The organism is Mesorhizobium sp. CNPSo 4670, assembly GCF_057784235.1.
In genome coordinates this window covers 664127-679469 of record NZ_JBWJFQ010000001.1, presented here as the reverse complement: position 1 = coordinate 679469, position 15343 = coordinate 664127, and the positions used below count along the sequence as shown (strand labels likewise).

Genomic DNA, 15343 nt, shown 5'->3' with positions numbered 1-15343 from the left:
ATGCGCACGGACACCGGCCAGGTCTTCAAGCTCGAAGACTACCGCCCCAATGACTACCTCATTCCGCAAACCAACCTCACCTTCCGCCTTTCGCCAGACGCAACGCGCGTCACCGCCGTGCTCACGGTCGAGCGCCGTGATGGCGTGTCCGCGTCGGCTCCGCTGGTGCTCGACGGCGACGGGCTGACGCTCAAGCGCATCGAGATCGACGGCAAGAAAGCGAAACCGGCCGATATTCTGGTGTCGCCCGACCAACTGACAATCCTCGAGCCGCCGGCCGCGCGGCGCTTCCAGCTGCTCATCGAGACCGAATTGGCGCCGGTGGGCAACGAAGCCCTGATGGGCCTTTACCGCTCGAGCAATGTCTACTGCACGCAATGCGAGGCCGAGGGCTTTCGCCGCATCACCTATTTCCTCGATCGCCCCGATATCCTGTCCGTCTACACGGTGCGCATCGAAGCCCTGCGCGAGGAGGCACCGCTGCTTCTGTCCAACGGCAACCCGGTCGACAAGGGTGACGTCGGCGATGGCTGGCACTATGCGGTGTGGCACGACCCCTTCCCCAAGCCGTCCTATCTGTTCGCGCTGGTCGCCGGCAATCTCGGCAAAGTAGCCGACAGGTTCGTCACCCTATCCGGCCGCATGGTCGAGCTCGGCATCTACGTCGAGCCAGGCAAGGAGAAGCTGGCCGGCTACGCGATGGACGCCCTGAAGCGGTCGATGAAATGGGACGAGGAGGCGTTCGGCCGCGAATACGACCTCGACGTCTTCAACATCGTCGCCGTCTCCGACTTCAACATGGGCGCGATGGAGAACAAGGGCCTCAACATCTTCAACGACAAATATGTGCTGGCCGACCACGAGACAGCGACGGATGCCGATTTCGCCAATATCGAGGCGATCATCGCGCATGAGTATTTCCACAATTGGACAGGCAACAGAATCACTTGCCGCGACTGGTTCCAGCTCTGCCTGAAGGAAGGGCTGACGGTTTTCCGCGACCACGAATTCTCCGCCGACCAGCGCTCGCGCGCGGTCAAGCGCATCGCCGAAGTGCGCACACTGCGCGCCCACCAGTTTCCCGAGGACCAGGGACCGCTGGCGCATCCGGTGCGGCCGCGCCGCTACCGCGAGATCAACAATTTCTACACGGCGACGGTCTACGAAAAGGGTTCCGAAGTGGTGCGCATGATCCGCACCATTCTCGGGCCTGATGCCTTTCGTGCCGGCATGGACCTCTATTTCGAGCGTCACGACGGCGACGCGGCGACCATCGAGGATTTCATCAAGGTGTTCGAGGATGCGTCCGGCCGCGACCTGTCGCAGTTCGCGCTCTGGTACCACCAGGCGGGCACGCCCAATTTGACCATCAGTTCGACGCACAATCCGGCGTCGCAGGAGTTCATGCTCGAAATCGAGCAGTCGGTGCCGCCGACGCCCTCCGAAAGCCGCAAGCGGCTGATGCACATCCCGCTCGCCTTCGGCCTGATCGGCGCCGGCGGCCAGCCGGTCGACTATAGCGGCGTCGAGGGCGCCAGCGTCGAGGACGGCGTCATCCATGTTCGCAAGCGCCGCCACATGGTGCGGTTCTCAGGTGTTGCCGAACGCCCGGCGGTGTCGCTCAACCGCGGCTTTTCGGCGCCGGTGACGCTGTCCGTCGAGCAGAAAGCCGACGACCAGTTCTTCCTCGCCCGCCATGACAGCGACCCCTTCTCGCGCTGGCAGGCCTTCAACACGCTGCTGACCGACGCGCTGATTGCCGCCTTCCGCGAGATCCTCGGCGGCAGGCCGCCGGTTTTCGCGTCGCGGCTGACCGAACTCGCCGGCGGCATCGCCGCCGACGAGACGCTGGAGCCGGCCTACCGGGCGCTGGCGCTGGCGCTGCCTGGCGAAGCCGACATTGCCCGCGATATCGGCAGCAACATCGACCCCGACGCCATCTACGCTGCCCGCGAGGCGCTTGCACTGGCGATAGGCACCGCCAACCCTGACAATTTTGCCCGCCTCTACGACAGGCTTGCCGACAAAGCGGCGTTCAGCCCCGATGCGGCGAGCGCCGGACGCCGGGCCTTGCGCAACACCCTGCTTGACTATCTCTCCATGCAGCCGGGGGGAGCAGCACTTGCCGCCGGACATTTCCAATCGGCGACCAACATGACCGACCGCGCGGCGGCCCTTGCCGTGCTTGCGCATCGCCACCACGGTTCGCCCCAGGCGATCCAGGCGCTGGCGGCTTTCGAGACGACTTATGGCTCCGACCCGCTGATCATGGACAAATGGTTCCAGATCCAGGCCAGCGTGCCCGGTCCGCAGGCCGTCGACACAGTGCGCGCGCTGACCGCTCATCCCGCTTTCTCGATGCACAATCCGAACCGGGTGCGCTCGTTGATCGGCACATTCTCCAGCGCCAACCAGACCGGCTTCCACAGCGCGGATGGCGAGGGCTACCGGTTCTTCTCGCAGACCGTGCTCGAGGTCGAAAAGCGCAATCCGCAATTGGCGGCGAGGCTGGCGACGGCACTCCGCTCATGGCGTTCGCTCGAACCTGGCCGACAGGCCAAGGCCAGGGAAGCGCTGCTTTCGATCGCGAAAGCCGGAGACCTCTCGGCGGATCTGAGCGATATTGTCGATCGCACGCTGGCCTAGGCGTGCGCTTTCATCCGAAAGCCGCCGTTTCGGCACTATTTTAGTCGATTTTTAATCTTTTTTCGCCGGACCACTGGACAACGCGAATCACCTTTGATTCTTTACTGACGATTCGGATGTGCGGCGTTTGCCGGATCAAAGCAGCATAGGCAACTTCGGGGAGTGCCATTTATGGCGAAGGCGGACGCGTGGGGCGCGCCCGGGGGGAAGGTTTTTGCGCATCGCGAGACGCGAAGCGACGGCCTTGCCGGGAACACGCGGCTCATCGCCGAACCGGCCTACCGGCGGCTTCTGGCTGCCGAGCCGCTGTTGCGCCGATCGATACCGGCCCTCATCATCACCTTCCTGATCGTCATCGCGGCACTGCGGGTCCTGTCGCTGATGAACGAGCGCGACGATGTCGAACGCAACGCCAAGGCGATCCTCACGCTGGCGGCGGGTCAGCTGGCGAGTTCGCTCGCCACCACTTCGGACACGATGCCGGGCGCCATTCAGGACCTGCTGGAGACCACCAGCCGTCAGGGCGCGATGGGGCGCAGTCATGTGCTCGTCATCACCGACAGCGCTTTCAAGATCGTCGCGGTGACACCGCGCTCGATGCCATGGCAAAGCCATTCGCTCGACGGCCTCGTCCAGGGCGGCCAGCCATTGTTCATGTTCGGCGACCGCGCCGGCGTCATGGAGGTCAACATCGGCGGACGGGACTGGTACGCGGCGGTCAGCCTGGCGAACGGGCGAAAGGGTGCCGCGGCGGCACTGGTCCCACAGGACGCCGTTTTCGACACCTGGCGCAAGACTGTCTCGCTCAACGTCACCCTGTTCGTGCTGACGGCCGGTGTGCTGATCGTCATCCTCTACGCCTATTTCGGCCAGGCGGCACGCGCGCAGGCCGCCGATCGCATCTATCTCGAAGCGCATCAGCGCATCGACATGGCGCTGGTTCGCGGCCGCTGCGGCCTGTGGGACTGGGACATGGTGCGCGGCAAGATGTATTGGTCGCGCTCGATGTACGACATGCTCGGCTACAAGCCTTGCGACACGATGCTGTCCTTCGGCGAGGTCGACGAAATCATCCACCCCGAGGACGGCGACCTGTTCGAGCTCGCCAACAGAATCGTCGCCCGCGAAATCGACCATATCGACCAGGTGTTCCGCATGCGGCATGCCGACGGCCAATGGGTCTGGATGCGCGCCCGGGCACAGGTCATCGATCCTGAAGCGCCGGAGATCCAGCTCATCGGCATCGCCGTCGATGTCACCGAACAACGCCATCTGGCGCTGCGTTCCGAGGCGGCCGACCTTCGCCTTAGAACGGCGATCGAAAACATCAACGAATCCTTCGTGTTGTGGGATTCGGCCCAGCGCCTGATCATGTGCAACTCCAAATACCAGCAGGACAACGGCCTTTCGGACCGGGATGTCATGCCAGGCACCGCGCGCGCGGTGCTGGAAGACCGGATGCTGGCCTTTGCTTCCGAACGGCGGCTTGCCAACACCAGCGGACTGCAGGGCGGCGCGACCTTCGAGCGGCAGCTGGCCGACGGCCGCTGGCTGCAGGTCAACGAACTGAAGACCCGGGACGGCGGCATCGTCTCCGTCGGCTCCGACATCACCCAGATCAAGCTGCACCAGGAGAAGCTGGTCGACAGCGAGCGCCGGCTGATGGCGACGATCCACGATCTGAGCCTCGCCCGCCGGGCCGAAGAGGAGCGATCGCGCGAACTGGTCGACCTCAACCGCAAATACATGAAGGAAACCGAACGCGCCGAGGCGGCGAACCGGGCGAAGTCCGAATTCCTCGCCAATATGTCACACGAATTGCGCACGCCGCTGAACGCCATCATCGGCTTCTCCGAACTGATGGAACAGGGCCTGTTCGGTCCGCTGGGGTCGGAGCGCTACGAGGAATACGCCACCGACATCAACAGCAGCGGCAAATATCTGCTGGGCGTGATCAACGACATTCTCGACATGTCCAAGATCGAGGCTGGCCAATTCTCGCTCGACCAGGAACAGATCGACCTCGGTCCGCTGATCAGCGAGACGGTTCGCGTCGTCTCGCTGCAGGCGGCGCAAAAGGCGATCACCGTGGAAACACGCATCGCCGACGCGCTGACGCTGGTCGCCGATCGCCGCGCGATCAAGCAGATCGTCATCAACCTCTTGTCCAACGCAGTGAAATTCACCGGTCAGGGCGGCCACATATCGGTCAGGGCCCGCAACACCTCCGGCGCGCTTGTATTGACCATCGAGGACAATGGCTGCGGCATCCCGAAAGACGCGCTCGGCAAGCTCGGCCGTCCCTTCGAACAGGTGCAGAACCAGTTCTCCAAGAGCCATGCCGGATCCGGCCTTGGCCTCGCCATCTCACGCTCGCTGGCCGAGCTCCAAGGTGGCGCGCTGAAGATCCGTTCGACCGAAGGTGTCGGCACAATCGTGTCGGTGCGCATTCCGGTGAAGAAGAGCGCGCCGGCGATCAAGGCGGCAGCCTGAGCAACCACAGGCTCCGACTGACGTCGCCGGTGCCTGCATCGGACAGCCTCACTGCATGCCGCCTTCATTGTCGTCGCCATCCCATTGGCGATGACGGCCGAAGCGGCCGCCTTTCGGCAGTTCGCTCTTCTCGATCTTGCCATCATTGTTCCTGTCGAGCATGGCAAAGACCTTCTTCTGGCGACTGGTGATGTCGTCTGATGTCAGGGTGCCATCGCCCCTGGTGTCGTAGCGGGCGATGATGCGTTTGGCCATCTGCTCAAAACGCGCCTTCTCCAGTGCGTCGGCGAGTTGGGCGACGGTCAGTTTGCCGCCATTGTCGGCGACGAGTTTCTTCAGCCGCGCGTTCATGGCGTCGGAAAACTGGTCAAAGCTGATGGTTCCGTTGGAATCGCTCATCGCCTTGCTGAGGCGCATCATCGTGCCCTCGCGCAGCTTTTCGCTGGCATTGTTTTCGGCATAGGCCGTGGTGCCGACGGCGCCGGCCAGGGCGACGAAGGCAAGGGCAAGTTTGGTTGTCGTTCTCATGGTCTTCTCCTGTTGCATCGTCACCCCCGATGCGGCCGGACGAACGGCTTCACGGTCGTCCGGCACGAAGCAAAAGGTCAAAGTCCTTCCTGACCTTTTGCGACGTCTCCTTGAGGTGCGCTTCCAGCACACCGAAATCCGGCAGGTCAGTCACCGCCAGAAGCAAATCCGAAAGCCCCGGCGGAACATCGTCGCGCTCGAAGGCTCCGGTGAGGCACAGCCGCGTCATCTGGGTCAGCGCCAGATAGAGCGCGTAGGCATCGCCAAGTTGCTGCCTGACCTCGACATCGGCAAAGCCTGGCGCCAGGCGCGACAGGATTTCGGCCGTGCCTGTGGCACGTGCAATTGGCACGGCCTGCCCGGTGAGCACGGCCACCTGGGCGATGAATTCGAGATCGATCAGGCCGCCGGGGATCAGCTTGATGTCCCATAGGTCCCGCGGCGGCTTTTCCTTTTCGATCATGGCGCGCATGTCCGAGGCCTCGGCCATCACCTTTTTCGCGTCGCGCGGCTGGCCAAGCACTGCCGCCACTTCCGCCTCAACCTCGCTGCACAGGCCGGCATCGCCGGCAATGACACGCGCCCGCGACAGCGCCATGTGCTCCCACGTCCAGGCCTCCTGGCGCTGGTACTTCTTGAAGGCATCGACGTGGGTGGCCACAGGCCCCTTGTTGCCGGATGGCCGCAGGCGCAGGTCGAGTTCGTAGAGCACGCCTTCCGCGGTTGGCGCGGACACGGCCGCGATCAACCGCTGCGTCATGCGGGTGTAGTAATGCGAAGGCGCCAGCGGCTTGTCGCCGTTGGATTCCTCGGCATCCGGCGCGTGATCGTAGAGCAGGATGAGATCGACGTCCGATCCGGCGGTCAGTTCGCGGCTACCGAGCTTGCCCATGCCGAGCAGCGAAACCACGCCGCCGGAAATCGTGCCATGGCGTGCCGCGAATTCGGCGGTCACCGCCTGCAACGCCGCCTCGATGGTGAGATCCGCCAGATCGGAAAAGGCGCGGCCCGCCCGAGCCGGATCGATCGAGCCGGCCAGCAGCCGGACACCGATCAGGAACTTTTGCTCGGAGGCAAAAATGCGCAGCCGGTCGAGCACGTCCTCATAAAGCCGGTCGCCCTCGACAAAGGCGGAAAGCCGCGCCGACAGATAGGCACGGTCCGGCAATTCGGTCAGCAAGGCCGGGTCGAGCAAACCATCGAAGACATGCGGCCGGCGCGTGATGATCGCCGCCAGCCGGGGTGCTGCACCCATGATCGTCGCCATGAGCTTCAACAGAGCCGGATTGGACTGCAGCAACGAAAACAGCTGGATACCGGCAGGCAGGCCAGCGAGAAACTCGTCGAAGCGTATCACGGCTTCGTCGGCCCGGCGTGTCTGGCCGAAGGACCGCAGCAGCGCCGGCGTCAGTTCCGTCAGCCGCTCGCGCGCTTCCGCCGACTGGGTGACGCGATAGCGGCCGAAATGCCAGCCGCGGATGACCCGGCAGATGTCGCTCGGCCGCTGAAAGCCGAGGCCGTGCAAGGTCCGCAGCGTGTCGGGATCGTCGACATCGCCGGTGAAGACCAGATTACCGATGCCCGTAGAAAGCTCCGGCGCGGTTTCGAACAGGGCTGCGTAATGGCGCTCGACCTGTTGCAGCGAGGCACGGAAGGCCTGGGAAAAGGCGGCCGCGTCGGCAAAACCGAGCATGTGGGCGATGCGCTCCAGCCCTTCATCGTCTTCCGGCAGCGTGTGCGTCTGCTCGTCGGCAACCATCTGCACGGCATGTTCGACACGGCGCAGGAACCAGTACTGACGAGCCAGCGCGTCGCGCGCGTCTGATGTGATCCAGCTGCGCGCCGCAAGCTGGCCGAGCATCGGCACCGTCTCTCGTCCGCGCAGTTCCGGAAAACGTCCGCCGGCGATGAGCTGCTGCGTCTGGACGAAGAACTCGATCTCACGGATGCCGCCGCGGCCGAGCTTGACGTTGTGGCCCTTCACGGCGATCTCGCCATGGCCCTTGTGGGCGTGGATCTGGCGCTTGATCGAATGGACATCGGCAATCGCCGCGTAATCCATGTATTTGCGCCAGATGTAGGGCTGCAACTCCTTGAGGAAGGCGGCGCCCGCGGCGATGTCGCCGGCCACCGGACGCGCCTTGATCATCGCGGCGCGTTCCCAGTTCTGGCCACGCGCCTCGTAATAGCGCAGCGCGGCATCGACGGGGATTGCCAGCGGTGTCGAACCGGGATCGGGGCGCAACCTCAGATCCGTGCGGAAGACATAACCATGCTCGGTGCGGTCCTGCAGGATGCGCACCAGGCGGCGCGTCAGGCGCGAAAACAGCTCGGTAGCGTCGAGCGGGTCGACGACGGCGGGCGCTTCCGGATCGAAGAAGACAACAAGATCGATGTCGGAGGAAAAATTCAGCTCATGCGCGCCCAACTTGCCCATGCCGAGCAGGATCCAGCCTGATTGCTCTGACGGATTGTCGAAATCCGGCAGTTTGAGCTTGCCCTGGCCATGGGCGTCGCGCAGCAGGAAGTCGACAGCCGCGCAGGTGCAAGCGTCGGCCAGGTCGCTCAACCGGCGCACCGTCAGCGCCGTTTCGGCTTCGCCGGCAAGATCGGCCAACGCGATCAGGAAATGCGCCTCGGCCTTCCACTGGCGCAGTTCCATCATAAGGCCGGATTCCGAGACGACCTCGGCCAAATGCGCCTGGCCAATGGCGGCGCCGATAGCTTTCAGCCGCGCCTCGACAGTCTGCTCGAACAGGGCGTCCAGGATCTGCGGCCGGCGACGCGCCGTATCGCGCAGGAACGGCGACAAATCGAAGACGGCTGCCAGAAAATCCTGGCCTGGCCCCTTATCGGCGAGGAGTTTGGCCAACCGCGCCAGCCCCTCCTCCCGCGCCGCCGAGGCAATCTCGGCCAGCTCTTGCCGAGCCCGGTTTTCATCGAGCGGAGCAAGCCTGGCGACCGGCTTCAGCAGCCAGTCCGTCTCCACCTGCTTGGCAGCCGCGCTCATCAGTGATCCTCCCGCGAGGGGAAACTCATGACCACGGATAATCCGGGATTGCCAGGCATGAGATCAAGCCGGCCATTGTGGAATGTCATGACCGCCTTGGCGAGGCTCAGGCCAAGACCGGAACCGGGCTGCGAACGGCTTTTCTCCAGCCGCACGAAACGCTCGGTCGCGCGGGCACGGTCGCCATCGTCGGGAATGCCGTGGCCATTGTCGGCGACCGACAGCCGAACTTCAGTGCCGATCCGCTCAACCGCCACGTGCACGGCCGGTTGGGCAGTGGCATCGGTCGAATATTTGATCGCGTTGTCGACGATGTTCGACAATGCCTGGCCGATCAATTCGCGGTTGCCGTTGACGAAGACCGTCTCCCGCACGTCTGTCTCCAGCGAGACACCTGCCTCCTCCGCCACCGGCTCGTAGAGCTCGACAACATCGCGCACGGCTTCCGCAAGATCAACGCGGTTGGTATTTTCCGAGGAGTAGCCAGCCTCCAGCCGGGAGATCATCAGGATGGCGTTGAAGGTTTTTATGAGCTGGTCGGATTCGGAAATCGTGCCTTCCAGCGCCTGGCGGTAATCGGTGGTCTTGTGCTTGCCCGCAAGCGTCGCCTCCGCCCGGTTGCGCAGCCGGGTCAGCGGCGTTTTCAAATCATGCGCGATGTTGTCGGAAACCTGTTTCAGGCCTTCGTTGAGCGTGGCGATCCTGGCCAGCATGGAATTGAGGTTTTCGGAGAGCCGGTCGAACTCGTCACCGGCACCGGTGACCGGCAACCGGCCGGAAAGATCGCCGCCCATGATGCGGCGGCTGGCTTCCGACACGCTGTCGATGCGCTTCAGCGCGGCGCGACCGACAAAGAACCAGATCAGCAGTCCGCCCAGCCCCATCATGCCGAGCGCCAGCATCAAAGCGCGGCGGATGACGGCGCGGAACCGCTCCGGCTCGCCAAGGTCGCGGCCGACCAGCATGATCATCTGGTTGGGCAGCCGAAGCACCAGCGCAATGGCGTTGTGGCCCTTCTCGCCCTGCGCCTGAGCTTCGTTCTGGTCGGGTTGGGTGGTGCTCTGTTCCGTCGGCAAGTTTCTCAGACGCTCGAGTTCCCCCTCGCCAAAGCGCTGATAGGAGAACGGACTGCTGGTCCAGCCTTCGGTTTCGAGAACGCCCGGTTCCAGGCTCTGCACGTTGCCGGTCAGGATCTGGCCGTTGGCGTCGGCGATCAGATAGAGGTTGGCGCCGGGTTGGCGCGAGCGGGCCTCGACCACGCGCACCAGGACCGGCAGACCGCCGCGCTGATAGGCGCGAGCGAGGCCGAGCACCTCGTCGTTGATGGTCTCCTGCGTCTGCGCGGTCAGCATGCGCGCCGACAGCGAGGTCATGTAGAAGACGAGCGCCACCGCGCAGAGCGCGAAGAGCAGGAGATAGAGCGCCGAAAGCCGCGCTGCCGTCGTCTTCATGATGGCTGGCACGGAAAGAGCCATGCTGCTGCTAGCCGCTCTTCAGCATGTAACCGGCGCCGCGAACCGTATGCAGGATGGGCTTGTCGAACCCCTTCTCGATCTTGCCGCGCAGCCGCGAAACATGGACGTCGATGACATTGGTCTGCGGATCGAAATGATAGTCCCAGACATTTTCGAGCAGCATGGTGCGCGTCACCACCTGGCCGGCATGGCGCATCAGATATTCCAGCAGGCGGAATTCGCGCGGCTGCAGCGTGATCTCGCGCGCCGCGCGGCGGACCGAATGCGACAGCCTGTCGAGTTCCAGATCGCCGACGCGGTAGACGGTTTCCGCTTCCTTGGCGCTGGCGCGGCGGTTCAGGACCTCGACACGGGCCAGAAGTTCGGAGAAGGCATAGGGCTTGGTCAGATAATCGTCGCCGCCGGCGCGCAGGCCGGTGACCCGGTCGTCGACCTCGCCGAGCGCCGACAGGATCAGCACCGGCGTCGTGTTGCCCCTGGACCTCAGGCCGGCAATGACCGACAGGCCGTCGCGACGCGGCATCATCCGGTCGATGACCATCACGTCGTAGTCGCCGGCGTCGGCGAGCGCAAAGCCGGTTTCGCCGTCTCCGGCAACATGGGCAGTGTGACCGGCCTCGGTGAAGGCTTTCTGCAAGTAATCCGCCGCCTCGCGATCGTCTTCTATGACGAGAATCTTCATAGGACTGTTATACGCGATTTCGCTGGAAGATTGAGTGGCAGACATCTGCATTGTGGCCTTTGCCAAAGCGCATCGCGATCAAGATCATCCGAAGCCGTGCGCGATAAGAATCCTTGCCCCGATCTCGTTGCGCCAAGACCGCCGAAACGCTTTTTTGACGACATGCCTGGGGGTGCGGCAGCGGGCGATGGGAAGCCCGCTGCCGCCGGGGAGAGCGCGATGACTGACTAACGCGCGCTCCTCCATGCTTTCCCGTACGGCGGCTCGGGGGTGTTGAAACCGCCGCACTGGAAAAGTCGAACTTGCCGTCGGAGCGTCCTCATCCAACTGGAGAGGCAAGAACGCTTCGGGCCGTGCCTCAGCCCTTGGCGACGGGCAGCGCGACGAAACGATTGTTGTCGTCGCGGGTGATCTGCATCAGCACGGCCTTGCGGCCGGACTTGACCGCCTCGGTCATCGCCTTGGTGATGTCGTCGGTGGCGTTCACTTCGGTCGAATTGACCGATGTGATGATGTCGCCCGGCTGAATGCCGCGGTCGGCGGCATCGCTGTCGGGATCGACATCGGTCACCACCAGCCCCTTGCCGTTTTCGGACTTGGTGACGGTCAGGCCGAGATCGGCCAGCGAGTCGGGCTTGGCCGGAGCGGCGGGCTGCTGCTGGTCGGCGGATGCCTGCTTGTCGCTCGAGGGCAGTTTGCCGAGATCGACCTTGACCGTCTGGCTCTTGCCATCACGCCACACGGTGACATCGACCGACTTGCCAGGCGAGTAGGCACCGATCAGCCGGGCCAGTTCCTTCGGCGAAGCAACGTCCTTGCCGTCGACCTGGGTGATCACGTCACCAGCAATGATGCCGGCCTTCTTGCCGGGACCCTCGTCCTGGGCGCTGGAAACCAGGGCCCCATTCTGCGACTTCAGGCCCAGCGATTCGGCGATGTCGGAGGTGACCGGCTGGATTTCGACACCGAGCCAGCCACGCTGTACGGAACCGCTCTTCATCAGGTCCTGGACGACCTGCTTGGCGGTCGACGCGGGAATGTCGAAGGCGATGCCGACGCTGCCACCTGACGGCGAGAAGATCGCGGTGTTGATGCCGACGACCTGGCCGTTGAGGTTGAAGGTCGGGCCCCCCGAATTGCCGCGATTGACCGAGGCGTCGATCTGGAGAAAGTCGTCATAGGGGCCAGCGCCGATGTCGCGACCGCGGGCCGAGACGATTCCGGCGGTGACCGTGCCGCCGAGGCCGAACGGATTGCCGACGGCCACCACCCAGTCGCCGACGCGGACCTTGGAGTCGTCCGCGAAGTCGACATAGGTGAACTTGCCGACGCCATCGACCTTCAGCACGGCGAGATCGGTGCGTGGGTCGGTACCGATCAGCTTGGCGTCGAGTTCCTTGCCGTCATTCATCACCACGGTGAAGGCCGAGCCTTCCTCGACGACGTGGTTGTTGGTGACCAGATAGCCATCATCGGAGATGAAGAAGCCGGAACCCTGTGCAACCGGTCGCGGCTGGTCGTTGTTGTGGTCGCGGTGGCCGAAGCGGCGGATACCACCCTGGCCGTTCTGGTCGCCAAAGCCACGGAATTCCTTGAAGAAGCGGCGCAACTGCGGATTGTCGGGGAGGTTGTTCATGCCGTCCGGATCGTCGGACTGATCGGAGCCATCATCGGCCGCCGGGCTGATCTTGGCCTTGACCTTGACGCTGACCACGGCCGGAGAAACGCGCTCGACGACGTCGGCGAAGCCCGGCACCTGCGGCGCCTCGACACGCACGGCATCGGCCAGAACGGGCCCTGTTCCAGTCGTCAGCGCACCGATACCGATCGCGCCGGCAACGGCGATGGATGCGACCGCGGCCATCAAACGCTTGCGGGTGACGGAATATGATTTGGGGGCAATATTCATGGGGTCTCGTATCCTCTTTCAAATGGACGCCCTTGATCGGCATCCTCGGGAAAGAGAATTAGAGAGGCGCACATTACAGCGCCATTTCCGACACATGAAACTTTGGTAATGTTGCGGGGTGACCGCAGCCGTCAGTCGCGGCGCAAAATGGCGTCCAGCGATGCCTGCTCTTCGGCGGACAGGGATTTTGTTGCCAGCGTGCGACGCGACCGCGCCGTCATCACAATGAACATGCCGCCAACGAGCAGCAGGATGACCGGCGTACCCCACAGCAACGCATTGCGCAGGTCGAAGCGCGGCTTCAGCAGCACGAACTCGCCGTAACGCGACACCACATAGTCCATCACTTGCTGATCGGTATCGCCGGCAACGAGGCGCTGGCGCACCAGAATGCGCAGGTCGCGGGCCAGATCGGCGTCGGATTCGTCGATCGACTGGTTCTGGCAGACCATGCAGCGCAGGCCTTCGGACAGCGCCCGCGCCCTCGCCTCGAGCGCCGGATCGGCCAGCATCTCGTCCGGCTTCACGGCCTGTGCCGCGCCGGCGAAGAGCAGCGCCAGCAGCAGAACGATCGAAGTCAGCGAAAGCCGGGCGCTCATGGCAGGCCCGCGGACGGAATGGCGCTGGCCTGCTTGCGCCGGCGCGACGGTGCTCCGACACGCAGCCGCCTGTCCATCAGCGACATGGCAGCGCCTGCCATCATCACCAGGCCGCCGCCCCAGATCAGCGTCACCAGCGGTTTCCACCACAGGCGCACCACGACGGACCCGTCCTTGCCCTCGTCGCCGAGCGAGATGTAGAGCTGGGAGAGGCCCATCGTCCTGATGCCGGACTCCGTCGTCGTCATCTGCCGCACCGGATAGAAACGCTTGGCGGAGCTGATTTCGCCAATTGCGCTGCCGCTGGCGCCGATCATCTCGAAGCGGCCGCGATCCTCGCTGTAGTTCGGGCCCTGGGCGGGATAAAGCCCGACGAAACGCAGCGTATGGCCGGACAGTTCGACGGTTTCGCCGGCATGCATCGACAGGATCTTGTCAGTGCCGAAGCAAAGCGTGCCGACGATGCCGAGCGTGGTCAGGCCAAGGCCAAGATGCGCAAAGGCAGTGCCAAAGACAGAGCGCGGCAATCCGAGCAGGCGCCTGACCATGATCCCGGCTGCAACATTGCCGAAGCCTGATTTGACCGCGAGATCGGTGAGCGCGCCAAGGATCAGCCAGACGGCGAGGCCGACGCCAAGCGCGGCGAACACCGAGGCGCCGTCGATGAACAGAGCGGTGACCAGCGTCGCCAGAAGGGCTGCGGCAAAGGCCACCATCAGGCGCTGGGCGACAGCGAAGACGTCGCCGCGCTTCCAGGCCAGCAGCGGCCCGAAAGGAACGATCACCAGCAGTGGCACCATCAGCGGGCCGAAGGTCAGGTTGAAGAACGGCGCGCCGACCGAGATCTTGTCGGCGGAAAAGGCCTCGACGGCGAGTGGATAGAGCGTGCCGACGAGCACGGTCGCGGTCGCCGTGGTCAGGAACAGATTGTTGAGGACGAGCGCGCCTTCGCGAGAAATCGGGTGAAACAGGCCGCCTGCCGTCAGCCGGGAGGCACGCAAGGCGAACAGCGCCAGCGAGCCGCCGATGAACAGCGTCAGGATGCACAGGATGAAGACGCCGCGTGTCGGATCGGTGGCGAAGGCGTGGACGGAGGTCAGCACGCCCGAGCGCACCAGGAAGGTGCCTAGCAGCGACAGCGAAAAGGTCAGGATGGCGAGCAGCAGCGTCCAGATCTTCAGCGCCGAGCGCTTCTCCATGACGATGGCCGAATGCAGCAGCGCGGTGCCCGCCAGCCACGGCATGAAGGAGGCGTTCTCGACCGGGTCCCAAAACCAGAAACCGCCCCAGCCGAGCTCGTAATAGGCCCAGTACGAGCCCATGGCGATGCCGCCGGTCAGGAACATCCAGGCGACCAGCGTCCACGGCCGCACCCAGCGCGCCCAGGACGCGTCGATGCGCCCTTCGATGAGGGCGGCGACCGAGAAGGAAAAGCAGATCGAGAAGCCGACATAGCCGAGATAGAGAAACGGCGGGTGAATGGCGAGGCCGAGGTCCTGCAGGATCGGGTTGAGATCGCGGCCTTCGATCGGCGCCGGATTGAGCCGGATGAACGGATTGGACGTCACCAGGATGAACAGGAAGAAGGCGGCGCCGATGGCGCCTTGCACGGCCAGCACATTGGCGCGCAGCGTTGCCGGCAGGTTTGATCCGAAGGCGGCGACAAGCGCGCCGAAGAAGGTCAGGATCAGCACCCAGAGCAGCATCGAGCCTTCATGATTGCCCCAGGTTCCGGTGATCTTGTAGATCAGCGGCTGCAGCGAATGCGAGTTTTCCCACACGCTCGCAACCGAGAAGTCGGAACTCGCATAGGCGCTCGCGAGCGCCACGAAGGACAGCGCCGTCAAGGCAAAGCCGGTCACCGCGACCGGCCCGCCGACCGCCATCAGGCGCTGGTTGTTCAGGCGTGCGCCAAACAACGGCACGATGGTCTGCACCAGCGAAAGCGCAAACGCCAGGACCAGGGCGAAATGTCCGGTTTCAACCATGGTTGCGCCCAGA

General features: G+C 64.1%; 9 protein-coding genes. 2 read left to right on the top strand and 7 right to left on the bottom strand.

What is annotated here, in order from left to right:
- Together pepN and AC0ZT5_RS03045 are read left to right on the top strand one after the other, a co-directional pair.
- Positions 1 to 2646 carry an aminopeptidase N gene (pepN, locus tag AC0ZT5_RS03050; protein ID WP_488495204.1) on the top strand — a complete coding sequence of 882 codons (2646 nt, stop codon included), beginning with the start codon at positions 1 to 3 and terminating at the stop codon, positions 2644 to 2646.
- Between the two features lie 171 nt (positions 2647 to 2817).
- Entirely contained in the window at positions 2818 to 5139 is a 2322-nt protein-coding gene (locus AC0ZT5_RS03045) for a PAS domain-containing sensor histidine kinase (RefSeq protein ID WP_488495203.1), read from the top strand.
- 48 nt (positions 5140 to 5187) lie between these two features.
- Here the strand turns inward: AC0ZT5_RS03045 and AC0ZT5_RS03040 are convergent, their stop codons facing one another.
- The 7 genes from AC0ZT5_RS03040 to AC0ZT5_RS03010 form a co-directional block, all read right to left on the bottom strand.
- Positions 5188 to 5667, bottom strand: coding sequence for an EF-hand domain-containing protein (locus tag AC0ZT5_RS03040; RefSeq protein ID WP_477283359.1), 480 nt, complete (start codon positions 5665 to 5667; stop codon positions 5188 to 5190).
- 49 nt (positions 5668 to 5716) lie between these two features.
- Positions 5717 to 8677 carry a bifunctional [glutamine synthetase] adenylyltransferase/[glutamine synthetase]-adenylyl-L-tyrosine phosphorylase gene (locus AC0ZT5_RS03035; protein ID WP_488495202.1) on the bottom strand — a complete coding sequence of 987 codons (2961 nt, stop codon included), beginning with the start codon at positions 8675 to 8677 and terminating at the stop codon, positions 5717 to 5719.
- Positions 8677 to 10152, bottom strand: coding sequence for a sensor histidine kinase (locus tag AC0ZT5_RS03030; RefSeq protein ID WP_488495201.1), 1476 nt, complete (start codon positions 10150 to 10152; stop codon positions 8677 to 8679). The genes AC0ZT5_RS03035 and AC0ZT5_RS03030 overlap by 1 nt, the downstream gene beginning before the upstream one ends.
- A 7-nt stretch (positions 10153 to 10159) precedes the next feature.
- Complete coding sequence (locus AC0ZT5_RS03025) at positions 10160 to 10834, bottom strand: response regulator transcription factor (protein WP_164548653.1); 675 nt, start codon at positions 10832 to 10834, stop codon at positions 10160 to 10162.
- 358 nt (positions 10835 to 11192) lie between these two features.
- Complete coding sequence (locus AC0ZT5_RS03020; RefSeq protein ID WP_488495200.1) at positions 11193 to 12743, bottom strand: Do family serine endopeptidase; 1551 nt, start codon at positions 12741 to 12743, stop codon at positions 11193 to 11195.
- 131 nt (positions 12744 to 12874) lie between these two features.
- Positions 12875 to 13342, bottom strand: coding sequence for a cytochrome c-type biogenesis protein (locus AC0ZT5_RS03015; RefSeq protein ID WP_477283368.1), 468 nt, complete (start codon positions 13340 to 13342; stop codon positions 12875 to 12877).
- A complete protein-coding gene (locus AC0ZT5_RS03010; protein ID WP_488495199.1) occupies positions 13339 to 15330 on the bottom strand; it encodes a heme lyase CcmF/NrfE family subunit in 1992 nt (663 codons plus the stop codon). Before AC0ZT5_RS03010 ends, AC0ZT5_RS03015 begins: the two co-directional genes overlap by 4 nt.
- Between the last annotated feature and the right edge of the window lie 13 nt (positions 15331 to 15343).